A 26,767-nucleotide genomic window follows, 5' to 3' on the forward strand; every position below is an offset into this window, starting at 1 on the left:
ACCCCGCACCGCCAGCACCTCTACCAGTGGCGACACCTCCTGACCTGCGTCAACCCCCTCACTAGAGGTTCTGAACGGGCCCCGAGTGGTCCAATCCTGTTCCCGCCGGGAACAACTGCTGCCACCGCCTCCCCGCGCGCGAGGCTGCTCTTGGCTCCAGTGTGAGCCACTGCCGAGCTCCCGCACGCTCCAGGCGGGCGACGCACTGAAGATTGGCATCACGCGGTGGGCCCGACGAGCGACAACGGAACTCCATCCTGGGAGACCTCGACCCGACCCCGGCCAGTTCAGCCAACCGGCGCGGCTACATCTTCATCTGCGCTGAGCCCGAAAACTGCACAGACCCCGATCCGGGGTCAAGGCCCAGTGCTGGTGCGGCCGGCGTCGTACGACGTCAGCTGTCAGTCAGCAGACCCTGCCGGCCAGAGTGAAAGCCACGCGCTCGTTGCTCATCAGAACGGAGGCTCCTCGCCGGTCCGCGCGTCGCTGCCGGCAAGATCCTCCCAGGCGTCGGAGGGGTCAGTCGGGTCGTCCGCCGCCGCGCCCGAGCCACTGTCCTGTGGGTCGGTGCCAGGGATCCAGCCGTCTGCCAAGGTCATCGTCTTGTTGTTCGGCTCGTACACGGCAGGCAGTTTCTCGATGTCGACGACGACCGGCACCTGGGTCGACAGCCCAGAGAGGACGCACGAGCCTGTAGGAAGGATCGGCAGGGACTCAAACGACACGCGGTCCAGGTATGCGACAGCTCGCTCGATAGCCATAATGTCGAGGTTGTTGACCAGGCGATGCAGGAAGTAGTTGTGGAGCTGGGAAATGATCGTCTCGGAAATGTCGTGCGGCCGCTGGCTCGCGATGGTCAAGAAGACGCCGAACTTCCGACCCTCTTTGATGATTTCCTCGAACGTCTCCAGCCGGTAGTCCTTCCAGGCCTCGCTCTCGCGGGACGACACGTTCGACAGAATGTTGTGCGCCTCGTCGACGACGATGTTGAGATAACGCGAAGGATCGCTATCGCGCTTCTTCTCGTCGTAAAGCTGACGGCAGATTAGAAGCGGAATGACCTTACGCATCTCGACATTGACGTCGCGCAATGAAATCACGGTAAGCGGGTTGTCCAACAGTGCGCTGTCCGAGACTTCGATCAGGCGCTTCACTCGCGGCATGCGCGACTCCAGCCGCTTGATAAGCGGGCCCAGGTGTTCGCGGTTCGCGTAGCCGTTGAAGATGTCGGAGTAGTACTGCAGCACGAGTTTGAACCGGATGCGGTCAACACTCTGCAGGGCGCTCGGATCGATGCCAAGCCTACCGATGCGAGTGTAGGTGAGCTCTTTGAAATTGCGGTCGCACGACGGGTCGTTGGCGTAGATCTTGGTGCCGTCGGCTTGGCAGTAGTAGAAGCACTTGCTCTGCCCGTGGTAGCCGAGGTTTGATTGGATGTCGCGAATGTAGTCGCCCAGGGCGTAAGGTGACTCCCCGCCCATGCAGCCTTCGACCTCCTCGAGAAACTTAACGACCAGGCCCTTGTCAAGCGCTGGGTCGGAGCTGCGAATAGCGGCGTAGGCGATGCCGGCGACTGCGTCGGCGAGATCGTTGCCCGTCTCCAACCGAGACTCCCAGTAGTCGCTCTGGAGCGTGCGCTGCACGAACGGCGCTTGGGTCTTCTCCGTTGCGTCAAGAAGCACCGTCCAGATGACCGGGTCCTCCATCGCCTCCTTGCTCAGAGGAAGGCGGTCGCCTGCGTCGGTCCGAGTCGAAAGCACGAACTCGACCTTTAGGTCGTTGTCGGTGAGTACCGAACTGCTCTGCTCTCCGGAAGCGGCACCAACCCGGTTGATGTACTCGCCGTTGAAGTCGATGACGAGTACTCGCGCCCGCTTATTGAACGCTTCGGACTCGCCGTAGGCCGCGAAGAGTTCGTGGTAGAGCTTGGTCAATGTGTAGGACTTGCCACTGCCGGTGTTGCCGAAAATGCCGATGTGGCTGGCGAAGAGGCTGTTGACGCCAACCCGAACGTCCTGTCCCTTCTCCATCGCAAGGCGGCCGATCGTGAGCGCGCGGTCCTTAGGGTCGACGAAGCTATGGATGCGATCGAACTCGTGCTCGTCGAGCAAGAAGCACTCGTTGCCAACGAGCGGCAGCTCGCGTACTCCGCGGCGAAACTGGCCGCCCGACATGAAGCCAATGAGACTTACAGTCAGGATTCGTTCGACTCGGTCTCGGGAACTGCGGTAGCTATCGTCACCGCGCGCCTCAGCAACCTCTTCACCATCTACCTTGCCGACCAACTCGGCGAATCCCTTGCTGATCTTGAGGAAGCCACCGACTCCAACGTTGCGCAGCAGCCGGCCTTGGTAGATCAGGTGCGCACCGTTCTTGGCCTTGTCAACGCGGATGCGAACCGTCCGGCCCTGGATGCCGACAACCTCGCCGACGCGAAAGACGGCATCGCGCATAAGCAGCTCGTGGTCAATCATCGAGGTCGACCAGCGGCTCTTGCAGTGAGAACTTCACTTCTACCGACTGCCTGGGAGCCGACGAAGATGGCGCGACCTTCGCGAAGAACTCGGATGTGACGGTGGCCAGGTCGTAGCGCAGAGGCTCTTCGCCCTCCGCATCCGCGGGCGGCGCTATCAGCCAGATGTTGCTGTTGGTGATCGGATAGCCGTCGAAGGCTTGCTCGATCTCCGTGGCCGCGTGCGGGCTGTAGGCGAAGATGACGATCTGGAGCGTCGGGTTGGTGCGGGCGGCGCGGATAATAAGCTCCCGGATGTGCTCGTCTCGGCATGAGAAGCCGATTACGAAGAGGGCGCTATTCTCCTTCTCCAGCTCGTTGGAGAAGAGCCGAAGCACGTCGTAGTAGTTCTGGTTCAGCACGGTCTGCTGAAACTTCGCCTTCGTCGGATTGACGATGGCCAGCTCGCTGTACGCGTCGAGGAACGGCGACAGCAAGGCCGCAGCATCCGAAGAAACCGGGCCTTCGAGCAAGGTCTCCAAGGTCGTCTCGGCGGCAACCTCGGTCAAGAGCGCGTCGACCTTGTCCAGCTCTTCGGCGACCGCGGCAACCTGTCGCAGATGGGTGTCGAGACCGATCTCGGGGCGACTCGCCTTCTCCCCAGTAGCTGACCATCCGACAGAGCCATGGAGCTTGAGCAGGTTGAAGGCCGGAACCTCGGACAGGTTGTCGTACTGGAGGCTGCGCCGCGAGACGACCGAGCCAAAGTTGGACGTGCTGAAGCGCGGCCGCAGCCGTCCTCCGAAACCATCGTTGAGGTGGACCTGGAGGCTCTCCGCGGCGATCTCCGTCGCCAGGTCGACATTCGTCGTGAAGAGGTTGACCTGCTTGTTCAGCAGCGAACTGCGGCGCTCCAGAAGCAGCCGGTTGATCGTCTGGAGGAACGCCTCGTACCGCTCCAAGAGTTGGGGCGCCTCAGTCCCGCTCCGGTCGAGCAGGTCATTGTTCTTTAGCACCACGCTACGGAAGAAGCCCGAGTAGATGGAACCTCGGGCGAAGGCCTTCGCGTCTTCCGCGGCGTCGGAGGAGTCCAGGCTCGTTAGCAGGTTCTCGATGTCGCCCAGCAAGCGGAACATGGGAGCCGAAGCGCCAGCCCCGAACAGGAATGAGAGATGGGCATCCTGCACCAGATCACGCAGGCGCTCTACCGTCAGTTCCTTGGCGACGAGGGTCATGCGGACGCTTCCCCGTCCACTGAGGCGTAGAGCCCTGCTTGCTCATCCAACGTTTTGGCCAACGCAGCCATCTTGGCTGCGCGCGCCATCAGAGCCACACCCCCGCCGTCGCGAGCGCGGTCGTCTGCGTGGTCATGCCTGTGTCCTCCTGGGATGTGACAGAGAAGAGCCGAGGAAGGCGACACAACACCTGCTTCCCCGCACAGATGACCCTACCGGGGCAGCCGATGGTTCGGGGACTCACCTTGCGCGCGGCCGGGAGGTGTCGCGCGTCAGACGTAGAAGTAGGGCCGTTGCGTGCGAGCCCGACCTGTGAGGAGTGCCCATGGCACGATCGTGTGCACGCCCCGATCGTCACCCGCCGCCGTTCCGGGTGTCCTTTGGTGTCAGGATCACGGCGTCTGGCAGGGCAAGTCCCCGCCCACGCCAACGAGCACGACTTAAGCATGCAGCCGCGGTGGCACCCCTTGAGTGGCCGACGTCCCGCCCGACCAAGGAACCCTGCAGCAGTCCCCATGAGACGGCCAACCGCGCGACCGCCGCCCACATCCTGGCCTTTTCAAGCCTGTGGCGCCCGGAACAAGCGGCGCTTGAGCAAGTTGACCGAGATCCCGAATATTGGACGCAATGTCATAGGTAGCTGCTCGGTCCCGATTCCTCGGTCGTCTTGAGTGGCATCTTCAGAGTCATGTCTGCAGCTGGGGTCTTGCGGTCGAAGTCTAGGTAGTAGCCCACGAACTCGGTCGGCGTCTTGACGGTGATCCGGTATCGGCCCGGTTCGTCGAGCGGCGTCACATCGACGAGTGCTGCTGCCGACTGCTTGCTGCCGACCGGGGTCGTGAATACCGCGCTCGGCGTCTCCCCTTGGGCCGCTTGAATGCCATGGGCGATGCGCTCAACGGCAGTAGTGAGCAGGAGCTCAAGGTCGCCGCTCGGATCCAGGTCGTACGCACACCAGATGGCTGCCTCATCGAGCCGGCTGCCCTCTGTTGCAGCTGCCACGCGGGCTTGATCGGCGTCCTTCTGGTTGAGGTCCAGGACGTCTTCGAGGGTTCCCTCCTGGTGCAGCCAGACGCCGGCGTCGCGCCAGATACCGCGCAGTCGTGCGCCCAACGTTACGTCCACTCCCTCGGCTGCGGTCGCGAGCCACATTGCCCGGCCCTTGGGGTCCTGGCTGAAGTTGGCCATGTTGGCACCATCCACGAGTGGACGCACCATGGTGCTGGTACGCGGGTCGCGCGCAAGGAACGCATCGACGTAGGCCTGCTGGACGGCTGGGTTTTCATCCATCTCGGTTTGGGAATCCGGCGAGAACATGGCATCGAGGTCGGCGATGGCTCGCACGTCGTCGAGTCCGAGCCTGCGCGTGATGCCATGCCACGCCGCCACCTTCCCCACTCCTCCGCACTCAACTAAGTCGGTCTGCGCGACGACCTCGGGTGGGCAGACCCTCTGCAGCGCAGCGGTGAGAGCAGCGACATCGGTTGGGCCCTCCACCAGCACCGGGCGTGGGGAGAACGCGAGCAGACTTACCAGAGACGGGTTCTGTGCGAGCGACGAGGTCACCCTTTTCTGGTCTTTGGCGCGGACGGCGTCGCTGAACCGCCTCGGGCGTTCACCCGGTCGGAACAGCCAGACAGCATCAAGATCGTCGTAGGACTTGGGGCGTAGCAACGTTGGTTCGTGAGTTACGACCACGGCCTGCCGAGCAGTTCTTGCGCACTCTCGTGACAGCTCGGTGAGCCACAGGCGAGCCATCGAAGGGTGTAGGTGGAGCTCTGGCTCGTCGACGATCAAGATCGGCCAGTCGCTCTGATACGTCTCGACGAGGAGCAGGACTAGCTCCCGCAGTCCGTGACCCTCATCGCGGAACAGCGAGTACTCCAGATCGTTCATCCGTACGTACGGATCCAAGTACCCAGCGGTCTCACGCAGATCGATCGTGCGTCCCAATGCCCTCCGCAAGAAGGCTGTCACGCGAAGCGCCACGTCAGGCCGATCATGGAGCGCGTGCATGCTGAACAGCGCTTCGCCGCCGCCGTAGGTACGCGACATCTGATGAGCCTGCTCGAGACTGTCCTCCCCCAAAGGAACGCCGCGGTACTTGCCGCCGTAGTTGCCCCCGTCGCCAGAAGAGAAGGCCATGATTCCGGTCAGGCGATCCGTGGACAGGTATCGCCCGCCGGTGCGATCAGCAACCACCCGGGCCGTCCGAGACTTTCCGCTTCCGTTGCGACCGACGAAGAACTGCACTCCAGGCCTACTCGGCGGAAGGGAGAAGTAGGGGTCCGCACGATCTGCCCCACTGTGCCCAGGAAATACGTCCATCCAACGGAGTGTCGTCAGCGATTCGCCCTCGGGCCCCTTTGGGTTCACGGTCATGGGTTGATGGTGGCGGAGCGTCCGTCTGTAGGCCAGCCCCCACGAGTCCTCGGCGAGCCGGAGTCCCCTTGCCAGGCCCGCCGACCCCCATCTGTCCTGTCCCGGGTCAAGGAATCCTTGGAGCTTCGGCATCGCGACTCACGGCATTGAGGTGGAGGGACGCTTGAGACAGGTCTTGCAGGTGTCCTCGCCCGCCGGGAGGTCGTCGGATCCCTCCCATGAGCGGGGATCCGCTGCAGTCCGTGTGGTTCGGCACCCGGCCTTGTGCCACTTCCCCGGGGGTATCGGTGGGTATCCGTCCTCGCCTTGGCGACGCACGAAGGATCCAAGGCCAGCGATCTCATCGCGGATCGCGTCACGCACACGGTCGGCCTCCGCCGGTGGCAGCCCAGATGGGTGCAGCTCCCTACGAGGCCTGCACGTGGGACATGTGCTCCCTACCTCGGGGCGATCATCTGTCCCCTCCCACCGGTACACGTCTACCGCGCGTGCTACGAATGGACAGCCTGCCTCGTGCCATGGTCCCGGTCCTGCATCGACGCCACCGCGGAACGTGTCCCTGCGGCGGACGAAGGCTCCGAGACTGGCGAGGTGGGCGCGCTTCTCTGCCTGTTCCTCGAACCGCAGGTCGATCAACTCCGGGTCTTCGACCAGGGTCCGCAGCCAATCTGCGGTGTCGTCGTCGCCGAGCGAACGCGCGATGTCCCGGGCGTCGAGCAGGGCCTCTCGGCTGATGTGGTCATCCACCAGACGGACCACGGCGCGGACAACGTCGGCCCAGCCGCTCATCTGCAGGTCGAACTCGACGCGCAATCGGCCGGCGAGAACTTCAACTGTGTCGTCGTCGAGCTGCCATGGCTCGGTGTGGAAGAACCTGCTGGTGATGGGCACGTCGCACATCGTGCCGCAAGTCCCCAGCGGCTGGCGAATGACCTGGGACGCTCCTCGGGACCGACGTGGGAGTCGCCGTGCGGACCATGTTGCGGCGTACCGACCTCTACAGACGACGTCCGTCCGCGGCGAGCGCACAGCGCCGTCGTGTGCTCGCCGTCGACCTGGTGCTGACCGAAGTCGCGTGACGGGTGCGGGCGTCGGCCGCGACATCTGCGCCGGGGCGCCAGTCCCCCTCCGAACATGTCTCTCACCTGGGTGAACGCCGCCCACCGAGACACCTGGGAACACCCTTGGGAACGCGGAGGCACAGCCGTGGGAACACTCTCGGGAACATCCCGAGCCCAAGAAGCACCCGGATACGACAGAAGACCCCCTGGTTGTGGACCCAGGAGGTCTTCGTCGTCGCTGTCTCAACGAGTGTCCGGAGGGGGACTTGAACCCCCACGCCCGATAAAGGGCACTAGCACCTCAAGCTAGCGCGTCTGCCATTCCGCCACCCGGACAGGTGGACCGTCCACGGTGCAGGCCGAAGCCTGCTCCCCTGTGCGGTGCGGTGAAAAACATAGCACGAGCGGGCCCCTGACCTGCAAACCGCTGCGCCGTGGCGCAGGTCACGCCGCTGTCCTAGCGTGAGGGGCGATGACCCAGCGCATCGAGGACTACGGCATCATCGGCGACCTGCAGACGGTCGCCCTCGTCGGCAGCGACGGGTCGATCGACTGGCTGTGCCTGCCCGACGTCGACTCCCCTGCCTGCTTCGCCGCCCTCCTGGGCGACGAGCGCAACGGATCGTGGCGGCTGGCGCCGGCCTCGGGCGGACGCTGCACACGGCGCCGGTACCGGGGAGAGACGCTCGTGCTCGAGACCGAGTGGGAGACTCCGGACGGGCATGTCCGTGTGACCGACCTCATGCCACCTCGCGGTGACGTCCCCGACGTCGTGCGCGTCGTCGAGTGCCTGCGCGGGCGCGTCCCGATGAAGAGTGTTCTGAGGCCCCGCCTCGACTACGGCAACGTCGTGCCCTGGATGTCTCGCTCCGCCTCCGTCCTGGGCCCGCGACGACCCGGATGCGTGCGGGCCATCGCCGGCCCGGACGCCCTGATCCTGTCCACGCCGGTGCCGCAGGAGGTGTCCGACGGCACGATCACGTCCCGGTTCGAGCTCTCCGCGGGGGACGAGGTGGCGTTCGTCCTGACCCATCACCCCTCGCACCGACCCGAACCCGCACCCGTGGACGCCCGCGACGCCCTCGCCGACACCCTCGACTTCTGGAGCGACTGGGTGGGGCAGACCCGGTACGACGGCGAGTGGCCCGAGGCCGTGCGCCGCTCCCTGATCACGCTCAAGTCCCTCACGTACGCACCGACCGGTGCGATCGCCGCGGCGGCCACGACCTCCCTGCCCGAGCTGGTCGGCGGGGTGCGCAACTGGGACTACCGGTTCTGCTGGCTGCGGGACGCCTCCTTCACCCTGCTCGCCCTGCTGAGCACCGGCCACACCGGGGAGGCGAAGGCCTGGCGCGAGTGGCTCCTGCGGACCGTGGCGGGCGATCCCGCCGACCTGAAGATCATGTACGCACTGAACGGCCGCCGTCGGCTCCCCGAGACCACGCTCGGCTGGCTGCCGGGGTACGAGGGCAGCGCGCCCGTGCGCATCGGCAACGGGGCGGCGGACCAGCTCCAGCTCGACGTCTGGGGCGAGACCCTCGTGGCCCTGCACCTGGCGCGCACCAACGGCGTCGACGAGGACGTCGACACCTGGCAGCTGCAGCGGTCCCTGCTGGACTTCCTCGAGGGGCACTGGGACGACGTCGACAACGGGCTGTGGGAGGTCCGCGGGCCGCGGCGAGCGTTCGTGCACTCCCGCGTGATGGCCTGGGCCGGCGTCTCGGCCATGATCCGCGCGGTCGAGTCCACCGGGCTGGAGGGGCCCGTGGATCGCTGGCGCTCGCTGCGCGAGACGATCCGTACCGACGTCCTCACGCGCGGCTACGACGCCGAGCGCAACACGTTCACCCAGTTCTACGGTTCCGAGGGACTGGACGCCGCCCTGCTGCTGATCCCTCGGGTGGGGTTCCTGCCCTGGTCCGACCACCGCGTGGTCGGCACGGTCGAGGCCGTGCAGCGAGAGCTCAGCCACGACGGCCTGCTCCTGCGCTACCGCACCGAGCACGACGGCGGCGTGGACGGACTGCCGGGCACGGAGGGCACGTTCCTGGTCTGCAGCTTCTGGCTCGTCGACGCACTGCACGGCATCGGACGCCACGACGAGGCCAGGGATCTGTTCGAGCGGCTGCTGGGGCTGCGCAACGACCTGGGCCTGCTGGCCGAGGAGTACGACGTCGCGGCGGGCCGCCAGCTCGGCAACGTGCCCCAGGCGTTCAGCCACGTGGGTCTGGTCAACTCCGCCCGCATCCTGTCCGCGGGTCCGGCCGATGGCACCGGCCTGCCCGGGATGCCGAACTCCGCCCTGTGAAGGAGCTCTGATGAGAGCACTGACCGTGGTGCCCGGCCGTTCCGGAAGCCTCGCCGTGACCGATGTCCACGACCGCACGACCGCACCCGGCGAGCTGCTCGTGGACGCCGTGTCCGTGGGCGTGTGCGGCACCGACAAGGAGATCGCGGCCGGGGAGTACGGCGCCGCCCCGCCCGGCCACGAGCGGCTGATCATCGGCCACGAGTCCCTCGGCCGCGTCCGCGAGGCGCCGGCCGGGTCCGACCTGTCCCCCGGCGACCTGGTGGTCGGCGTCGTGCGCCGCCCCGACCCGGTGCCGTGCGGCGCCTGCGCGCACGGCGAGTGGGACATGTGCCGCAACGGACGGTTCACCGAGCACGGCATCAAGGAGGTGGACGGGTTCGCCTCCCAGCAGTGGACGATCGAGCCCGACCGGGTCGTGCGGCTCGATCCGGCGCTGAGCGACGTCGGCGTGCTGCTCGAGCCCACGACCGTGGTGGCCAAGGCGTGGGACCAGGTCGACAGGATCGGCGCACGCGCATGGTTCGACCCGCAGACGGTCGTGGTCACGGGGGCCGGTCCGATCGGGCTCCTGGCCGCGCTGATCGGTGTCCAGCGCGGTCTCGACGTCCACGTGCTCGACCGCGTCGACGCCGGGCCCAAGCCGGACCTGGTGCGCGACGTCGGGGCGACCTACCACCGCGACGATCTGCCCACGGTGGCCGACGCCGTCCACCCGGGCATCATCATCGAGTGCACCGGCGCCCCGTCGGTGGTGGTGGACACCTTCACCTCGACCAGGCCCTACGGCATCACCGTGCTCACCGGAGTGTCCTCGTCCGGACGCCACATCCCCGTGGACGCCGGCGCGGCCAACCGGTCGGTCGTGCTCGAGAACGACGTGATCGTGGGCTCGGTGAACGCCAACATGAGCCACTACCGCACCGGGGCCGACGTCCTGGCCCGTGCCGACCTGGACTGGCTCGGCCGTCTCGTCACGCGCCGCGTCCCGCTGGAGCGCGCCACCGAGGCGTTCGACGCGCGGCCCGACGACGTCAAGGTCGTCATCGACATCGGTTAACGTCCGGTCATGGAGACCGAACGCGAGATGGTCCGCGAGTTCCACGAGGCCTTCGACGTCCCCGTCGGCGACGCACCCGACCTGGGACTGCCGGCCGACCGCCTGCGGATGCGGTACCGGCTCGTGGCCGAGGAGTTCGCGGAGCTGACCGGGGCGATCCTCGGGCCCGACGCCCGCGTGGTGGTCGAGCAGGCGGTGGATGCCGTGATCGAGGGGTCGACCGCAAACGCCGACCTCGTGCAGACCGCCGATGCCACCGGCGACCTGCGCTACGTACTCCACGGCCTGGAGCTCGAGTGCGGCATCCCGGGCGAGCAGGTCTTCGCCGAGATCCACGCCTCGAACATGGCCAAGGTCGGGCCGGACGGCCGCCCGCTGCGGCGCGCGGACGGCAAGGTGCTCAAGCCTGCGGGGTGGACCCCGCCGGACGTGGCCGGCGTCCTGGCCCGGTGCCGGCCCGTGGGCGGCGACGTGTAGCGTTCCTCCGGTCCCGGACCAAACGGTCATCGGGAGCAGACCGGACGAAGGAGCACCAGCAGCATGATGGGTGGGCACCACGCTGCCTCCGGGGCGGCCGCCTGGGTGGCGGTCACCGCATCGACCCCGATCGCGTTCGGCTGGTACCCCGTCTCCGACGTCGGGATCATGACGGGCGCACTGGTCTGCGCCGGTGCTGCGCTGCTGCCCGACGCCGACCATCACAACGGCACCATCTCCCACTCCTTGCCCCCGGTGTCCGAGGGCGTGACCAAGCTCGTGGCGAAGCTCTCCGGCGGCCACCGCAACGCCACGCACTCCCTGCTCGGCATCGCGGTCTTCACGGTGATCGCCTGGCTCCTGGGCAAGGTGTCGTTCCACACCGAGCAGTTCGGCGAGGTCCTCGTCGGACCGGGGATCATGGCGGTGCTGCTCATCGCGTTCGCCGTCCGCGCGCTGCGCCTCACCGGCCGGCGACGCTGGTGGACGTGGGGTCTGTCGGTGTCCCTCGGGGCGTTCGTCGCCGTGTTCGCCCCCGAGGAGTGGTACTGGATGCCGTTCTGCGTCGGGCTGGGCTGCGCCGTGCACATCGTCGGCGACTTCCTCACGACCCGCGGCGTGCCCCTGCTGTGGCCGGTGCGGCCACGCTCGCCCCGCTGGGTCCGGCGGCACCGGTGGCTGCCGTTCGACGACATGTGGAGCCCACGCGGCAACCTGTCGCTGCCGTTGCTGGGCGACGCCGGCTCCTGGCGCGAGTGGGTGATCATGACCCCGGTGAGCATCTACGCCGTCGTCGGCGTCGCCTGGGCGATGCTGCACCAGATGGGGTTCGACACGGCCGGCGCGTGGGACTCGGCGACCGAGCTGGCCACCGCGGCCGCCGAGAACCTGCTCGGCTGATCACGCCTCGCGCCGGCGCACCGCTGCCACGAGCCGGGCATGGGGTCCCGCTGCCCCTGGCAGCCCGAGCCGCGGGTCGTGCACGGCCCGGCCCGCCGTCACGTCGTCCAGGTAGCGCCGGTCGGCCTCCAGGCGTGCGGACGGCCACGACGACGGCGTCCCGTGCCCGGGCACGACGACGTCCGCCCGCGCGACGACCGGCGCCAGCCGGTCCAGCCCGGCACGGTAGGAGTCGACGTCGCACGCGCCGGTGACCTCGTCGTGCGGCAGCGGCAGCTCGGCGTCGCTGAGCATGTCCCCGGCGAGCAGGACCCCGCTGCGGGGCAACCACACCGCGGCGTGCCCCGGGGCGTGCCCGTCGTGCTCGACGAGCTCGAGCTCCGGCAGCGCCCCGTCCGGGTCGGGGATCCGGGTCGCACCCGCCGCCAGCGGGCGCACCGCCCCGAGCAGCTCGAGCACCTCCGGCGGGTGCTCCGCACCCCCGTAGCGCGACGAGTCCTGCGCGGCCTCGGCGAGGAGCACGGCGCGCGCGTCGCGTGCGGTGCGGGCCGCTGCCGACGTCGCCCATCGCGGGACGTCACGGCCGAGGGCCGGGTGCCATAGGAGATGGTCGTGGTGGGCGTGGGTCGAGAACCCCGCGGCGACGCCGATCCCCCGCTCGTCGCACGCAGCAGCCAGCGACTCCAGCTCGTCCGGCTCCCAGGCCGGGTCCACCAGGAGCCCGGCGCGCCGCCCCGCACGCCGCGGCCCCAGGGCGAGCGTCGTCGTCGTGCGCAGCCGACGGCTGGTACCCACCAGCACGCCGTCGGCGACCCGCACCAGGCTCATCGGGTCACCGTACGGAAAAACCCTGGACCACGGGCACCCGGGCTGCGAGGCTCGGGACCGACGACGCGCAGCAGGTGCGCGTCGTGACGGACATGGACGGAGGGCCCACCGATGCACGACGACGTCACGAGCGCCCGCCCGGGAACCACGGGACGGGCCACCAGCCCCCGCACCTGAGGAGCGCCGACCGGGCCTCCTCGCCCCTTGAGGAGCCCACCGTGCACCTGCACTCCCCCGATCCTTCGTCCGACCACCCCCGCACCCTCCTGACCCTGACCACCGGGCACGGCGCCGTCGAGCCCGGCCCCGACCAGCGCTGGTCCACCTGGCCGTCCGTCGCCAAGGGTCAGCGCGGCCCCGACCCACGGCCCGCCTGGGTCGTCACCGCGGCCGCCGCCCTCGACACCGAGCTCGGCGTCCTGAAGACCGGCAAGGAGGCCGACGTCCACCTGCTCGAGCGCGCCGTCCCCGACGACCCCGGGCAGCGCGTGCTGCTCGCCGCCAAGCGGTACCGCGACCCCGAGCACCGTCAGTTCCACCGCGACGGCACCTACACCGACGGCCGCCGGTCGCGACGGAGCCGGGACCAGCGCGCGGCGGAGGACCGCCGTTCCGCCTGGGGCCGCGGCGTGCGGGCGACCCAGTGGGCCGACGCCGAGTTCTCGGCGCTCGCGACCCTGTGGGACGCCGGGGCGCCGGTGCCGTACCCCGTGCAGATCGACGGCACCGAGCTGCTCCTGGAGTTCGTCGGCACGCCGGACGACGACGGCACCCCCGTGGCCGCGCCCCGCCTGGCGGGGTGCCGGCCCGGACCGGACCTGCTCGCGGACTGGTTCGACCAGCTCCGGACGGCGATGGGCGTGCTCGCGCGCCTCGGCTGGGCGCACGGCGACCTGTCGCCGTACAACGTCCTCGCCGACGGTGCCCGGCTGGTGATCATCGACCTGCCGCAGGTCGTGGACCTCGTGGCCAACCCCGCCGGTGCTCAGCTGCTGCACCGCGACTGCCGGAACCTGTGCGCCTGGTTCGCCGCGCGAGGCCTGGAGGTCGACGCCGACGAGCTGTTCGCCGACGTGTTCGCCCAGGCCTGGTGAGACGCGACGACGCCGGCACGCCCTGAAGGACGTGCCGGCGTCGTACCTCGTGGTGGACCGGCGGCCGACCTGGGCCGGGCAGCGCGTGCCCGGCCCAGCCCCGCTCCCGGACTACCGCAGCGGCGTGAAGTCGCGGCTGCCGATGTGCTCGGGACGCGGGGCCGGAGCCGCGTACGGCTCGGTCAGCGCGTTCTCGACGCTGTTGAACACCAGGAAGATGTTGGAGCGCGGGAACGGCGTGATGTTGTTGCCGGACCCGTGCATGATGTTCGCGTCGAACCACAGGGCCGACCCGGCAGGACCGGTGAACTGGTCCACGCCGTACTTCCAGGCGAGGTCGGTGATCGCGTCCTCGGTGGGCACGCCGATCCGTTGCTCCTTGAGCGAGTCCTGGTGGTAGTTCTCCGGGGTCTCGCCGACGCACGGCACGTAGCTGCGGTGCGAGCCCGGCATGACCATCAGACCCCCGTTGTAGGGGTAGTTCGGCGTCAGCGCGATCGAGCAGCTCACGGCACGCGGGAGCGGCATCCCGTCCTCCGCGTGCCACGTCTCGAAGTCCGAGTGCCAGTAGAACCCGGCCCCCTTGTAGCCCGGCATGTAGTTGACCCGGGTCTGGTGCAGGTAGACGTCGGAGCCGAGGAGCTGGCGGGCGCGGTCCAGCAGCCGGGGGTCGCGGCTCAGCGCCTCGATCTGCTCGCTGAGCCTGGTCACCTCGAAGATCGAACGCACCTCGCCCGACGCCTTCTCGGTGACGACCCGGTGGTCGCCCCGCAGGGACTCGTCGGCGGCGAGCCGGTTCAGCTCGGCCGTGTACTGCGTGACCTCACCGGGGGTGATGAAGTCCGGCAGGATGCTGAAGCCGCGCTCGGCGTGCGCCTCCAGCGCGGCGGCGTCGAACGGGCCGTCGTCGGCCGTCCCCCAGACCGTGGGGTGCTCTCGCTCGACGACCTCGCCCGGCTCGGCGAGCCGGCTCGGGTAGAGGTCGGTGGTGGTCTCCGTCGTGGCGGTCATGGGTCATCCCTTCTCCCGGGGACGTTCCCGGGATCGCGGCGTCTCATGCTCGCGGCGTGCTCGTCGCCCGTCGGTCAGGACCCGAGCACGCACACGTCCCACATCGGAACGTGGATCGGTGCCCGGTTGCAAGTCGGGCACGCCGGGGACATCCGGACCGATCTACCCCCCGACGCCGACGCTGTTGTCCGGTGCGCCGTCCCCGGGCGGCAGGTCGCCCCGTTCGACGGGCCCGGGACTCGGTGCCGTCGTCGGCCGGCCCGACACGGTCGGTGACGGGGGCAGGATCAGGTCGAGCTCACCGACGGTCGGCACGCGCAGCGAGGTCAGCGCGGCCCGCAGCGTGTCGGCGTCGACGTCTTCGCCGGCCAGCTCGACCACCGCCCCGCCGTGCTGCACGGCGTACCCGCGCCACGTCCCGGCCGTGCGAGCGAACATGTCACCGTCCACCGCGCACTCGACCGCGCCGTCCACCTCGGTGCCGCTCGTCGTCAGGGCCGGGATCTCCGGACACGTCGACAGGTCGATCGTCCCCGGCGCCGCCGCGAGGAGGACGACGTCGGTGTCCTCGTCCGGGCTCTCGCCCTCCGCCAGCTCCTCGACCAGCACGGCCGCGTACCCGTCGGCACCGTAGCCTCCTCCACCGCCGGGGGCCGGCCGGTAGCCGTCCACCGTCAGCACGAGTTCGGGGCGGATCCCGTGGTACGCGGCCCGCTCGGCCAGCAGCTCGGCTCCGGCCGGTTCGTCGGCCTGCGGGTCGGGCGTCGCGGTCCCGTCGGCTCCCGCCGGCCCGGCCCCCTCGGCGCACCCTGCCGCCGCCATCGCCACCGCGAGCACCACGCACCATCGCCACCGTCGCATGGAGCGCATCGTGCCAGACCCTGCCCGGGTCGTGTGCACCTGAAGAGCGTCCTACCGTGAACGGATGGGGACAGGTCTGGGCGGCTACGACACCGAGGCGCTGCGCGCGTTCTTCGTGGAGCACGGGCTGGCGCTGGGCTCCGGTGACCTCGAGGTGCTCGCCGACCGGTTCGACCCGCACGCCCTGATGGTGCTCGCCGAGGAGTCGGTCCCGCTGACGAACCCGGACCAGGTGCACGACGTGCTCCGTCGGCACGCCGGGGCGCCCGGGCACGCCGGCGCGGTGGCCCTGGTGCCCGAGGTGACGCACAGCAGCGAGCTCGGATGGGCGCTGCTGTGGGTCGAGGTGCGCTGGAGCCTGCGCGACGAGCTCGCCGCCGAACGGTCCAGCCGGCACGTGCGGTACCTGCTGCGTCGGCACCGCGGCACGTTCGACGTGTGCGTCGTCGTGCCGCTCGTGTGACGCGCCGCTACCGGAAGTCGCGTGACCGGGTCGCCACCGGCAGGGGCAGCACGGCGAGGTGCTCGGCGAGCAGGTTGACCGCGCCGTCGGCCCGTTCCACCTGACCGCGCACCACCAGGGCGGGCGCTCCCCGGGCCGCCGTCCGGAACCGGCGCCACAACCCGGGCGTGCAGATCACGTTGAGCAGCCCGGTCTCGTCCTCCAACGACAGGAACGTGACGCCCCCTGCCGTGCCGGGACGCTGCCGGTGGGTGACCACACCCCCGACGGCGACGCGGCGTCCCGGCTCGGTCGTCGTCACCGCAGCCACCGTGAGGACTCCCTGCCGGTCCAGCCCGTCGCGCACGTGCTCCAGCGGGGAGGTCGAGCCCGGGGTGATGCCGGTGGCCCAGGCGTCGGCGACGTCGACCTCGAGCGGGCTCATGCCCGGCAGCGGCGGGGCAGCCACCCCCACGCTCACGCCGTCGAGGGTGTCCGGACCCTCCTGGCCCAGCGCGCCGGCGGCCCACAGACCCTCGCGGCGCGTCACCCCGAGCGGTGCCAACGCCCCGGCCGTGGCCAGCGCCTCCAGCCGGGCGGTGGACAGCTCGACGCGACGCACCAGGTCGTGCACGTCGCGGTACGGCCCGTGGGCGGCGCGCTCGTCGACCATCCGTTCCGCCACGTCGTCCCCGAGGCCGCGCACCGACGACAGCCCGAGCCGGACGGCGAGACGCGGATCGGCGTCGACCATGCGCTCGGCCGTCGAGGGGGCGTGGTCGGCGCGGTCGGCGCGGGACGGAGCGGGCTCGACCTGCTCGACGCACGCCCGGGCGCGGGAGGCGTTGACGTCGGGGCGCAGCACCGTCACCCCGTGCCGGCGCGCGTCCGCGGCCAACGACTGCGGGGAGTAGAACCCCATGGGCTGCGCCGCCAGCAGGCCCGCGTAGAAGGCCTCCGGATGGTGCACCTTGAGCCACGAGCTCGCGTACACCAGGAACGCGAACGAGTAGGCGTGGGACTCGGGGAAACCGAAGTCGGCGAACGCCTTGAGCTTGTCGTAGACCTGCTCGGCCACGTCGAGCGGCACACCTCGCTCGGTCATCCCCGCGAACAGCCTGCCCCGCAACGCCTCCATGCGCTCCACCGACCGCTTGGAGCCCATCGCCCGGCGCAGCCGGTCCGACTCGGCCGGGCTGAAGCCCGCGACGTCGATCGCCATCTGCATGAGCTGCTCCTGGAACAGCGGCACCCCCAGGGTGCGCTTCAGGGACGGTTCCAGCAGCGGGTGCAGGTAGGTCACCGGCTCCCGCCCCCGGGACCGCTCGATGTACGGGTGCACGGAGTTGCCCTGGATGGGGCCGGGGCGGATGAGCGCCACCTCGACGACGACGTCGTAGAAGCAGCGGGGCTGCAGGCGTGGCAGCGTCGCCATCTGGGCACGGGACTCGACCTGGAACACCCCCACGGTGTCGGCGGCGCACAGCAGGTCGTAGACGCGCGGGTCCTCCGGCGGCAGGGTGTGCAGCTCGAGCGCGGTACCGGTGTGCTCCTGCACGGACTCGAAGGCGTACCGGATCGCCGTGAGCATCCCCAGACCCAGCAGGTCGAACTTCACCAGCCCGGCGTCCGCACAGTCCTCCTTGTCCCACTGCAGCACCGTGCGACCCTCCATCCGGGCCCACTCCACCGGGCACACCTCGATGACGGGCCGGTCGCACATGACCATCCCGCCCGAGTGGATGCCCAGGTGCCGCGGGAGCCGCAGGAAACGCTCGGCCAGGTCCAGCACCGGTGGCGGGATCTCGCCCTCCTGCTCCGCCGACGGCGGGGGCTGCGCGGGCACGACGTCATGCGCGTCGTCGGCGCGACGCACCCCGCCGTCGGCGGCGAGCGGGTCCACGACGACGCCCGTCGGCGCGTCCCGTCCCGGCGCCACGCCGTGCCCCCACTGGGCGGCGACACGGGCCTTCTTCTCCGTCCGTCGCGTGACCGGCGCGCCGCCGGACGCCCGGGCGTCACGGGCCTTCGCGTCCGCGGCCGGGCTGGCCGGGTCGGGGCCGCGCAACGACCCCCACCGCTCGATGGACTTGGACCACGCGTCGGCCTGCCCGACGTCGTACCCGAGCGCCCGGGCGGCGTCGCGCACCGCCGAGCGGGGCCGGTAGGAGATGACGTTGGCGACCTGCGCGGCGTGCGTGCGGCCGAACCGGGCGTAGACGTGCTGGATGACCTCCTCGCGCCGCACCGACTCGATGTCGACGTCGATGTCCGGCGGCCCGTCCCGCTCCGGTGCCAGGAACCGCTCGAACAACAACCCGTGGTGCACGGCGTCGACGGCGGTGATCCCCAGCGCGTAGCAGACCGCCGAGTTCGCGGCGCTCCCCCGCCCCTGGCACAGGATGCCCTCGCGGCGGCAGAACTCCACCAGGTCGTAGACGACCAGGAAGTACCCGGGGAAGTTGAGGTCGGTGATGACGCCCAGCTCGTGGTCGATCTGCGCCCAGGCGCCCGGGACCCGTTCGGCGTCCCTCGACCCGTACCGCTGCGTGGCCCCCCGCCGGACCAGCTCGCGCAGCCAGCTCGCCTCGTCGTGCCCGTCCGGGACCGGGTAGGGCGGCAGCTCGGGGGCCACCAGGTGCAGGTCGAAGGCGCACTCCGCAGCCAGCGCGGCGGCGGTCGTCACCGCCTGCGGGTGGCGGCGGTGCAGACGCAGCATCTCCGCCGCCGAACGCAGGTGCGCCGTCGGCGCGCCGGGCAGCCAGCCGTCGTGCTGGTCGAGGGAGGACCGGGCCCGCACGGCGGCGAGCGCCCCGGCCAGATCGGCGTCGCGCGGCCGTGCGTAGTGGGCACCCGTGGTGGCGACCAGCGGCAGACCGGCCTCGGTGGCCAGCACGGCCAGCGCGTCGTGCCGCTCGGCGTCGCGGGGGTCGCCCGTGGCCGTGATCTCCACCGCCACGTTGTCGTGGCCGAAGACGGCGGTCAACCGGTCCAGCTCACGGCGGGCGGCACGCAGCGGGTCGGGGCCGCCCGCACCGGCGACCGCGCCGTCGACGGCGCGCCGCACGGCCCCCTTGCGGCAGCCGGTGAGCACGAGCCACTGGCCGTCGGCCTCGTCGCCGAGCCGGTCCAGGTCGTAGCGGGCCTTGCCCTTGACGCCGGTGGCCAGGTGCGCCGTCGCGATCGCCCGCGACAGGTTCCGGTAGCCGTCCGGGCCCCGGGCCAGGACGAGCAGGTGGGTGGCCCGGGGGTCGGGGACGCCGGTGGGTTCGTCGAGCACCGGTGCGCCACCGGGCTCGGGCACCGGCAGGTGCAGCTCGGCCCCGAAGACGGTGGGCAGACCCACCGCGCGGGCGGCCTCGGCGAAGCGCACGACGCCGTAGAGCCCGTCGTGGTCGGTGAGCGCGAGCGCCTCCAGCCCGAGACGGGCGGCCTCGGCGGCGAGCTCCTCGGGGTGCGAGGCGCCGTCGAGGAAGCTGAACGCCGAGTGGGCGTGCAGCTCGGCATACCTAGCCCCGGTCGGGACCGATCCATGCCCGAGCCTGCGGCTCCGCTCCACGCGCGCGCCTCGTTCCTCGGCCCCCACGCTCCGCTGCACCTCCGTCTCAGCCCCCCGCTGCCCATGCCCGAGCCTGCGGCTCCGCTCCACGCGCGCGCCTCGTTCCTCGGCCCCCACGCTCCGCTGCACCTCCGTCTCAGCCCCCCGCTGCCCATGCCCGAGCCTGCGGCTCCGCTCCACGCGCGCGCCTCGTTCCTCGGCCCCCACGCTCCGCTGCACCTCCGTCTCAGTCATAGACCGCCTCCACGGACCACGCCCCGGCGGTCTGGGCCAGCAGGAGCCCCCGGCCGTCGTCGAGCACCACCTGCAGGTGGACGCGGCGCGTGCCGCCGTCCGGCGTCCACCAGCGTTCGGCCAGGGGCCAGGGGCCCGCCCAGCCGACGACCGCGCGGTCCTCGCCCTGGTCCCACCGCACCGTCGCCGGGTCGCCGCTCGACGCGAGCCGGGCGTCGACGACGACGTCGCGACCGGTGGCGTCGAGCAGCCGGGCGGCGGCGGGCTCGGGCAGCAGGGTGGCCGGTGCGGGGCTGGGCAGCGCACCGGGCCACGGCAGGCCGGGGTCCCGCGCGACGGCGACCTCCTCGCCGTAGGGCACGAGCTGCACCCGGCTGCGCGGGTCCCGGCCGCCCGCTCGCCGGACCGTGAGCACGGCGTCCGGTCCGAGCAGCCCCTGCACCCGGTCCAGCACCTGGCGGGCGCGGGTGTCCCCGCCGGCGTCGGGTCCCCACAGGGCGGGCTGGTGCGTGCCGGCGGGGGCGACGTCCTCGGCGGCGAGCGCCAGGTGGGTCAGGGGTGCGACCTCGGGCGAGCCGTCGGTGCCGGTGCGGCGCAGCGCGGCGTCGGTGAGCCAGCCCTCGAGCTGCCAGCGCACCCGGTCGGTGATGCGGGCGGCGGACAGCCCGCCGGTGGCGGTGTCGGTGCGCCAGAGGCGCTCCAGCTCACCCTGCTCGGTCCGGGCGGTGATGCGCAGCCGGCCGCAGGCCAGCCCCCGCGCGGCGAGCAGGGCGTGCAGCTCCTCGGCGAGCCGCCGGGCGGCGAAGGCGGCGACGTCGACCCGCAGCGCGGGCGGGTCGAGCTCGGTGGCCACGGCCAGGTCCGCCTCGGTACGCCGCCGGGCGGGCGGACGGTCGTCCTCGCCGCGGGCGAGCCGGTGCGCCCAGGTGCCCAGGTCCCCGAAGCGGGCGGCGACGCTCGCAGGGGGCAGCGCCGCCAGGTCGCCCAGGGTGTGCAGCCCGAGTCGCCGCCACAGCCCGACCGCGTCCCGCACGGCGGCCACCACGCCCGGGTCGCACACGGCGTGCACGAGCTCGCCCACCGGGCGTCCGGCGAGCGCGGGCGCCGAGCCGCCGGGGGGGACGACGGCGTCGTCCCGGGCGGCCAGCACCGCGGCCAGCAGCCCGTCGCCGAGGCCGACCTGGCACTCGTGCCCCGCCGCGGCCACGGCGCTCACCAGCGCCTCGGCCAGCGCCCGCTCGGAGCCGTGGTAACGGGCCGCGCCACCGGCGGGGAGCAGCAGGAGGCCGGGGCGGGCGATCTCGAGCCCGGCCACCACGGTCTCGGCCGCGGTGGCCACGGGTTCGAAGGTGCGGGCGTCCCGCTCGTCGTCGACGTCCAGCAGCACCAGCTCGGGGCAGGCCTCCTGCGCCTGCCGCCGTCGCATGCCGCGGCGCACCCCGGCGGTACGGGCGACGGCGGAGGTCGCCACGACGCTGCGCCCGGCCCGGGTGCCGCCGCCCGAGGGCGCCCCGAGGACGGCGGCCGGCACGTGCGCGTCCAGCCCGGCGGCCACCAGCCCTGCCACGACCGGCCAGTCGGGGACCCAGAGCACCGCGGTGCGGGTCGCGGCGCTCATGCGACCCTCAGGCGGGGGGCGGTCGTGCTGCCGGACGAGGTGGTGGCGTCCCGGTCCGCGGGTGCGCCGTCGGCCGGCGGCGTGCTCGGCTCCTGCGCGCCGAGCGGCACCTCGACGTCGATCTCCACCGGACGGGCCACCGCCCCGCGGCCGGTGCGCAGCACGCGCAGGGTGCGTCGGCGCAGCCATCCGGCGCCGGAGTCGGTGCCGGCCCAGCTCCCGCCGCGGGCGTCGAGGGCGACGTGCGCCCCGGGCCAGTACGTGGTCGCCACCAGGACGGCGTCGCGCCGGCGGGTACGGGCGGCGAGGCGGCGGCGGTCCGTGGCGGTCAGGGCGGCCTGCGGGCCGACGACGACCAGGTCCATGCCGTCGAGCAGCGCGGCGAGCACGGCGGGTGCGTCCGGGCCCGGGGAGGGGACGACGGCGGTGCGCCCGAGGGCGATGCCGGCGTCGGCGGCGGCGAGCAGGCCGACGGCGGGTGCCCCGACCAGCGCGGTCCAGGCGCCGTCGCGCGAGGGGGCGGCGAGGAGCCCGAGCAGCAGGCTGGTCGAGCCCTGCACGGTGAGCACGCCGCCGGCCGGCAGCACCCCGCCGGGCAGGAGCGGGGCGAGGGCCGGGTGGACGGCGCGCCCGACCGTCGGCGTGCTCACCGTGCGGGACGAGGAGGGCCGCACCGACCGGCCGGGCACGGGCACTGCGGGCGGGCCGGTGACGGACGCGCTCGTGGCGGGCCGGACCACATCCTGCTCGGCGGTCCGCAGGGCGGCGAGCGCCCGTGCGTGCCGGTCGGCGTGGTCGGCGTGCCGGGTCGGTGGACTCTCCTCGGAGAGGATGGTCATGCTGCCTCCCTCCCGGCGGTGGAGCTGTCGGTCGGGACGCTCGACCCGTCTTCGAACATCTGTTCGAACACGTCCAGTACACGCCTCCGGCCGACCGGTGTCAACTGCGCTGCTCAGCGGCCGGCACAGGCTGCGACGGCGTCCGGCTTTTCTGCATACCGCGCGGTCGGTATGCTGCGAAGCCCATCGGAACCCGACGACGAGGAGGTCGTTGCCGTGCAGATCATCGGCGCCGTGCTGGAACGCTGCGGGGCACCCGCACCCTGGGTCGAGTCGCGACCGCTCACGGTCGGCCCGCTCGACCTCGACCCGCCCGGCCCCGGCGAGATCGCCGTCCGCATCGAGGCCGCCGGACTGTGCCACTCCGACCTGTCCGTCGTCGACGGCAACCGCGTGCGCCCCACCCCCATGCTGCTCGGCCACGAGGCCGCCGGCATCGTCGAGGCCGTCGGCGAGGGAGTGACCCCCGATGCCGGCGTCTCCCCCGGCACGCGCGTCGTCATGACCTTCCTGCCGCGCTGCGGGACGTGCGCCGCCTGCGCCACCGACGGCCGCCTGCCCTGCTCGGTGGGGTCCGCGGCCAACAACGCCGGAGAGCTCGTCGGCGGCGTGCGCCGGCTGCACCGCGACGGCACCGCCGTGCACCACCACCTCGGCGTCAGCGCCTTCGCCACGCACGCCGTCGTCTCTGCCACCTCCGTGGTCCCCGTGCCCGACGACGTCCCCGCCGACGTCGCGGCGCTGCTCGGCTGCGCGGTGCTCACCGGCGGTGGGGCCGTGCTCAACGCCGGCCGGCCGGCCCCGGGGGACGCCGTGGCCGTCGTCGGCCTCGGCGGCGTCGGCATGGCCGCCCTGCTGGTCGCGGGCGCGCTGGGCCACGACGTGATCGGCGTCGACACCGTGCCGGGCAAGCTCGAGCTCGCCCGCGACCTCGGCGCCCGCGCACTCACCCCGGCCGAGGCCCTCGACGCCGAGGTCCGCGCCCCCGTCGTCGTCGAGGCCGCCGGGAACGCCCGCGCCTTCGAGACCGCCTACGCCCTGACCGCCCCCGGCGGCACCACCGTGACCGTCGGTCTGCCCGGACCGGACGCCCGGGCGAGCATCGCCCCGCTGAGCCTGACCGCCGAGGCCCGCACCGTCGTCGGCTCCTACCTGGGCTCGGCCGTCCCGAGCCGCGACATCCCCCGCTACGTGGAACTCTGGCGAGCAGGACGACTGCCGCTGGAACGGCTCGTCTCGGCCCGCATCGGGCTCGACGAGCTGCCCCGCGCGCTGGACCGCCTCGCCGCCGGCGAGGAGCTGCGCCAGCTGATCACCTTCGACGAGAGGACTCCCGCATGACCAGCACCACCGAACACGTCGCCGTCGTCACCGGCGGGGCACGCGGCATCGGTGCCGCCGTCGCCGCACGCCTGGCCGCCGACGGCAACGCCGTGGCCGTGCTCGACCTGCTCGAGGACGTCGCGGCCGAGACCGCCGCCAAGATCTCCGCCGACGGCCACCGGGCGATCGGCGTCGGCGTCGACGTCGCCGACGAGGCCGCCGTCGCCGCCGCCGTCGAGCGGGTCACCGCGGAGCTCGGCGCGCCGACCATCCTGGTCAACAACGCCGGCATCCTGCGCGACAACCTGCTGTTCAAGATGTCGGCCGACGACTGGGACGCCGTGCTGGGCGTCCACCTGCGGGGCGCGTTCCTGGTGACCCGGGCGGTGCAGAAGCACATGATCGACGCCGGCTGGGGCCGCATCGTCAACCTGTCGAGCACCTCGGCGCTCGGCAACCGCGGGCAGGCCAACTACTCCGCCGCCAAGGCCGGCATGCAGGGCTTCACCAAGACCCTCGCGATCGAGCTCGGCAAGTTCGGCGTGACCGCCAACGCGATCGCCCCCGGGGTCATCGCCACCGACATGATCGCCGAGACCGCCGAGCGGGTCGGCGTGCCGCTGGAGGACTTCCTGGCCGGGATGGCCAAGGAGGTGCCGGTGGGGCGCGTCGGGCAGCCGGAGGACATCGCCGCCGCGGCGTCGTTCTTCTGCTCCGAGGAGGCGTCGTTCACCAGCGGCCAGGTGCTCTACGTGGCCGGCGGGCCCCGCGCATGAGCGACGTCATCCGGATCGAGACCCCCGCCGCGCTCGCCGACGCCGTCGGGCAGCAGGCCACCGGCGACTGGTTCGCCGTCGAGCAGCCGCGCATCAGCGCGTTCGCCGACGCGACCGAGGACCACCAGTGGATCCACCTGGACGCCGAGCGGGCCGCCCACGGCCCGTTCGGCGGCACGATCGCGCACGGCTACCTCACGCTGTCGCTGCTGCCGAAGCTCACCGGTGAGCTGCTCGAGGTCGGGCAGACCGCCATGGCCGTGAACTACGGCCTCGACAAGGTCCGCTTCCTCACCCCCGTGCCCGCCGGGGGCCGGGTGCGCGCGGTCGTCGAGATCACCGGCGCCGAGCCGACGGGGCAGGGCGTCCGGCTCGCCTCGACCGTCACCGTCGAGCTGGAGGGTGCGCAGAAGCCGGCGCTGGTCGCCCAGACCCTGGCGCTGTACGTCCCGGCACCGTAGCCGGACAACCTCGGGTCGGCACTGTGGCCCCGGATCGGCAGGTCGTCCTGCCGATCCGGGGCCACAGTGCCGACTCGACGGTTCAGGCGCCCCACAGATACCGTGACGGCGTGCCCGATGCGACGACGCCCCGTTCCCGTGAACAGCGCCGCGTCGACACCCTGGCGATGCTGCGCTCTCCCGCCCGCGACGCCTGGGTGGCGTCGGCGTCGACCGACGACAGCGGCGCGGCGCAGCCGTACCTGATCCCCTTGTCGCTGGTCTGGCACCACGAGCGGGTCGTGCTCGCATTGCCCGGGTCGACCCGCACCGCACGCAGCATCGCCACGACGTCGACGACGCGGCTCGCGCTGGGCCACACGCGGGACGTCGTGCTCGTGGACGCTGTCCTGGAACGCACCGTCCCCGTGGCGGACGCACCGACGGACCTTGCCGAGGCGTACGCCGCGCAGGCGGACTGGGATCCGCGCGACGACCCGGACGGCTACGTGTACCTCGTCCTGCGGCCGCGGCGCATCCAGGCCTGGCGCGAGGTGGACGAGATCCCCGGGCGGACCCTCATGCACGACGGCGAGTAGGTCGTCTGACCCACTCGCCGTCGCGTCGCCGCGCCCGGCCTCAGAGACGCTCGAGCACCATCGCCATCCCCTGACCCCCGCCCACGCACATCGTCTCGAGCCCGTAGCGACCGCCGGTCGTCTCCAGGCCGTTGAGCAACGTCGTCGTGATCCGGGCCCCGGTCATGCCGAACGGGTGCCCGACGGCGATGGCACCGCCGTGCACGTTGAGCTTCTCCTCGTCGATGCCGAGCTCGCGGGCCGACGGGATCACCTGTGCGGCGAACGCCTCGTTGATCTCCACCAGGTCCATGTCGTCGATCGTCAGACCGGCGCGATCGAGCGCCCGCCGGCTGGCCCCGACCGGACCGAGGCCCATGATCTCCGGGGAGAGCCCCGTGACGCCGGTGGACACGATCCGGGCGATCGGCTGCAGACCGAGCTCCTCGACCACACGGCCCGACACGATCACCAGTGCCGCGGCGCCGTCGTTCAGCGGGCAGGCGTTCCCGGCGGTGACCGTGCCGTCCGGGCGGAACACGGGGTCCAGACCGGCGAGCTTCTCGACGGTCGTGCCGGCACGCGGGCCGTCGTCGGCGGACACGACGGTGCCGTCGGGCAGGGTCACCGGGGTGATCTCGCGCGACCAGAACCCGTCGGCGATGGCCTTCTCGGCCCGCTGCTGGGACCGGGCGGCGAACTCGTCCTGCTCGGCGCGGCTGATGCCGTGCACGGAGGCGAGGTTCTCCGCCGTCTGCCCCATGGCGATGTAGGCGTCCGGCAGCTCGCCGTCCGCGCGCGGGTCCGACCAGACGGGCGCGCCGCCCACGGTGCGCTTGGCGGTCCGCTCGGCCGCTGCCGCGAATCGCGGGTTCTCCAGGTCCTGGCCCTCGATGTAGTCGGCTGACCCCTTGACCATGCGGCTGACGGACTCAGCGCCGGCGGAGACGAACACGTCGCCCTCGCCCGCCTTGATGGCGTGGAAGGCCATCCGGGTCGACTGCACGCTGGACGAGCAGTACCGGGTCACGGTGGTGCCCGGTACGCCGTCCAGCCCGAGCAGGACGGCGACGATCCGCCCCATGTTCATGCCCTGCTCCCCGCCCGGCAGACCGCATCCGAGGATGAGGTCGTCGATGCGCGCCGGGTCGAGCGAGGGCACCTTGTCGAGTGCCGCGCGGACCATCTGCACGGCGAGGTCGTCAGCGCGCAGCTCGCGCAGCGACCCCTTGTGGGCCCGTCCGATCGGCGAACGGGCGGTGGCCACGATGTAGGCCTCGGTCATGACA

The 26,767-nt window shown here is 71.6% G+C and carries 21 protein-coding genes and 1 tRNA gene; 10 read left to right on the forward strand and 12 right to left on the reverse strand.

Translation table 11 applies throughout. The features are described 5' to 3' along the window. Nucleotides 1–452 precede the first annotated feature (452 nt). The 5 genes from ACIQLL_RS09605 to ACIQLL_RS09625 form a co-directional block, all read right to left on the reverse strand. The gene (locus ACIQLL_RS09605; protein ID WP_402466020.1) at nucleotides 453–2,453 is read right to left on the reverse strand and encodes an ATP-binding protein; all 2,001 of its coding nucleotides are present in this window, start codon (nucleotides 2,451–2,453) and stop codon (nucleotides 453–455) included. 13 nt (nucleotides 2,454–2,466) lie between these two features. Beyond that, complete coding sequence (locus tag ACIQLL_RS09610) at nucleotides 2,467–3,687, reverse strand: hypothetical protein (protein WP_402466023.1); 1,221 nt, start codon at nucleotides 3,685–3,687, stop codon at nucleotides 2,467–2,469. Nucleotides 3,688–4,317: 630 nt separating this feature from the next. After that, on the reverse strand, nucleotides 4,318–5,940 hold the full coding sequence (locus ACIQLL_RS09615; protein WP_402466026.1) for an ATP-dependent nuclease: 1,623 nt from the start codon (nucleotides 5,938–5,940) through the stop codon (nucleotides 4,318–4,320). Between the two features lie 267 nt (nucleotides 5,941–6,207). After that, complete coding sequence (locus tag ACIQLL_RS09620) at nucleotides 6,208–6,960, reverse strand: hypothetical protein (RefSeq protein WP_402466029.1); 753 nt, start codon at nucleotides 6,958–6,960, stop codon at nucleotides 6,208–6,210. A 421-nt stretch (nucleotides 6,961–7,381) separates the two neighbouring features. After that, a tRNA-Leu gene (locus ACIQLL_RS09625) sits at nucleotides 7,382–7,466 on the reverse strand. A gap of 136 nt (nucleotides 7,467–7,602) precedes the next feature. Here ACIQLL_RS09625 and ACIQLL_RS09630 point away from each other — a divergent pair. The 4 genes from ACIQLL_RS09630 (at nucleotide 7,603) to ACIQLL_RS09645 (ending at nucleotide 11,875) form a co-directional block, all read left to right on the forward strand. Continuing rightward, entirely contained in the window at nucleotides 7,603–9,438 is a 1,836-nt protein-coding gene (locus tag ACIQLL_RS09630) for a glycoside hydrolase family 15 protein (protein WP_402466032.1), read from the forward strand. Between the two features lie 10 nt (nucleotides 9,439–9,448). Further along, nucleotides 9,449–10,498 (forward strand): glucose 1-dehydrogenase, encoded by a 1,050-nt coding sequence (locus ACIQLL_RS09635; protein ID WP_402466035.1) that lies wholly within the window; start codon nucleotides 9,449–9,451, stop codon nucleotides 10,496–10,498. A 9-nt stretch (nucleotides 10,499–10,507) separates the two neighbouring features. Further along, complete coding sequence (locus ACIQLL_RS09640) at nucleotides 10,508–10,975, forward strand: pyrophosphohydrolase domain-containing protein (protein WP_402466038.1); 468 nt, start codon at nucleotides 10,508–10,510, stop codon at nucleotides 10,973–10,975. A 63-nt stretch (nucleotides 10,976–11,038) separates the two neighbouring features. Next, on the forward strand, nucleotides 11,039–11,875 hold the full coding sequence (locus ACIQLL_RS09645) for a metal-dependent hydrolase (RefSeq protein ID WP_402466041.1): 837 nt from the start codon (nucleotides 11,039–11,041) through the stop codon (nucleotides 11,873–11,875). Here the strand turns inward: ACIQLL_RS09645 and ACIQLL_RS09650 are convergent, their stop codons facing one another. Continuing rightward, on the reverse strand, nucleotides 11,876–12,703 hold the full coding sequence (locus tag ACIQLL_RS09650) for an MBL fold metallo-hydrolase (protein WP_402466044.1): 828 nt from the start codon (nucleotides 12,701–12,703) through the stop codon (nucleotides 11,876–11,878). Nucleotides 12,704–12,969: 266 nt separating this feature from the next. Here ACIQLL_RS09650 and ACIQLL_RS09655 point away from each other — a divergent pair, with 266 nt between their 5' ends. Further along, nucleotides 12,970–13,797, forward strand: coding sequence for a serine protein kinase RIO (locus ACIQLL_RS09655; RefSeq protein WP_402466299.1), 828 nt, complete (start codon nucleotides 12,970–12,972; stop codon nucleotides 13,795–13,797). 111 nt (nucleotides 13,798–13,908) lie between these two features. Here the strand turns inward: ACIQLL_RS09655 and thpD are convergent, their stop codons facing one another. Both thpD and ACIQLL_RS09665 read right to left on the reverse strand, forming a co-directional pair. Continuing rightward, entirely contained in the window at nucleotides 13,909–14,808 is a 900-nt protein-coding gene (gene thpD / locus ACIQLL_RS09660; protein ID WP_402466046.1) for an ectoine hydroxylase, read from the reverse strand. A gap of 162 nt (nucleotides 14,809–14,970) precedes the next feature. Continuing rightward, nucleotides 14,971–15,669: a hypothetical protein gene (locus ACIQLL_RS09665; RefSeq protein ID WP_402466049.1), complete on the reverse strand. Its 699-nt coding sequence runs from the start codon at nucleotides 15,667–15,669 to the stop codon at nucleotides 14,971–14,973. A 64-nt stretch (nucleotides 15,670–15,733) separates the two neighbouring features. On the opposite strand from ACIQLL_RS09665, the gene ACIQLL_RS09670 reads away from it, so the two are divergent. Next, entirely contained in the window at nucleotides 15,734–16,132 is a 399-nt protein-coding gene (locus ACIQLL_RS09670) for a hypothetical protein (RefSeq protein ID WP_402466051.1), read from the forward strand. Nucleotides 16,133–16,139: 7 nt separating this feature from the next. Here ACIQLL_RS09670 and ACIQLL_RS09675 read toward each other — a convergent pair whose 3' ends face one another. From ACIQLL_RS09675 to ACIQLL_RS09685, 3 genes are all read right to left on the reverse strand, one after another. Beyond that, nucleotides 16,140–19,670, reverse strand: a complete 3,531-nt coding sequence (locus ACIQLL_RS09675; protein ID WP_402466053.1) for an error-prone DNA polymerase — start codon at nucleotides 19,668–19,670, stop codon at nucleotides 16,140–16,142. Between the two features lie 226 nt (nucleotides 19,671–19,896). After that, the gene (locus ACIQLL_RS09680; RefSeq protein ID WP_402466056.1) at nucleotides 19,897–21,522 is read right to left on the reverse strand and encodes a Y-family DNA polymerase; all 1,626 of its coding nucleotides are present in this window, start codon (nucleotides 21,520–21,522) and stop codon (nucleotides 19,897–19,899) included. Further along, entirely contained in the window at nucleotides 21,519–22,361 is an 843-nt protein-coding gene (locus ACIQLL_RS09685; RefSeq protein ID WP_402466059.1) for a hypothetical protein, read from the reverse strand. The genes ACIQLL_RS09680 and ACIQLL_RS09685 overlap by 4 nt, the downstream gene beginning before the upstream one ends. Before the next feature lie 216 nt (nucleotides 22,362–22,577). Here ACIQLL_RS09685 and ACIQLL_RS09690 point away from each other — a divergent pair, with 216 nt between their 5' ends. From ACIQLL_RS09690 to ACIQLL_RS09705, 4 genes are all read left to right on the forward strand, one after another. Then, entirely contained in the window at nucleotides 22,578–23,702 is a 1,125-nt protein-coding gene (locus ACIQLL_RS09690) for an alcohol dehydrogenase catalytic domain-containing protein (RefSeq protein WP_402466061.1), read from the forward strand. Continuing rightward, a complete protein-coding gene (gene fabG, locus ACIQLL_RS09695; RefSeq protein WP_402466064.1) occupies nucleotides 23,699–24,460 on the forward strand; it encodes a 3-oxoacyl-ACP reductase FabG in 762 nt (253 codons plus the stop codon). The genes ACIQLL_RS09690 and fabG overlap by 4 nt, the downstream gene beginning before the upstream one ends. After that, nucleotides 24,457–24,921 carry a MaoC family dehydratase gene (locus ACIQLL_RS09700; protein WP_402466066.1) on the forward strand — a complete coding sequence of 155 codons (465 nt, stop codon included), beginning with the start codon at nucleotides 24,457–24,459 and terminating at the stop codon, nucleotides 24,919–24,921. The genes fabG and ACIQLL_RS09700 overlap by 4 nt, the downstream gene beginning before the upstream one ends. A 110-nt stretch (nucleotides 24,922–25,031) precedes the next feature. Continuing rightward, nucleotides 25,032–25,499 (forward strand): pyridoxamine 5'-phosphate oxidase family protein, encoded by a 468-nt coding sequence (locus ACIQLL_RS09705; protein WP_402466068.1) that lies wholly within the window; start codon nucleotides 25,032–25,034, stop codon nucleotides 25,497–25,499. A 40-nt stretch (nucleotides 25,500–25,539) separates the two neighbouring features. Here the strand turns inward: ACIQLL_RS09705 and ACIQLL_RS09710 are convergent, their stop codons facing one another. Then, a complete protein-coding gene (locus tag ACIQLL_RS09710) occupies nucleotides 25,540–26,763 on the reverse strand; it encodes an acetyl-CoA C-acetyltransferase (protein WP_402466071.1) in 1,224 nt (407 codons plus the stop codon). Nucleotides 26,764–26,767: the final 4 nt, after the last annotated feature.

This window comes from Isoptericola aurantiacus (genome assembly GCF_044769875.1).
Taxonomy (GTDB): Bacteria; Actinomycetota; Actinomycetes; order Actinomycetales; family Cellulomonadaceae; genus Isoptericola; species Isoptericola aurantiacus.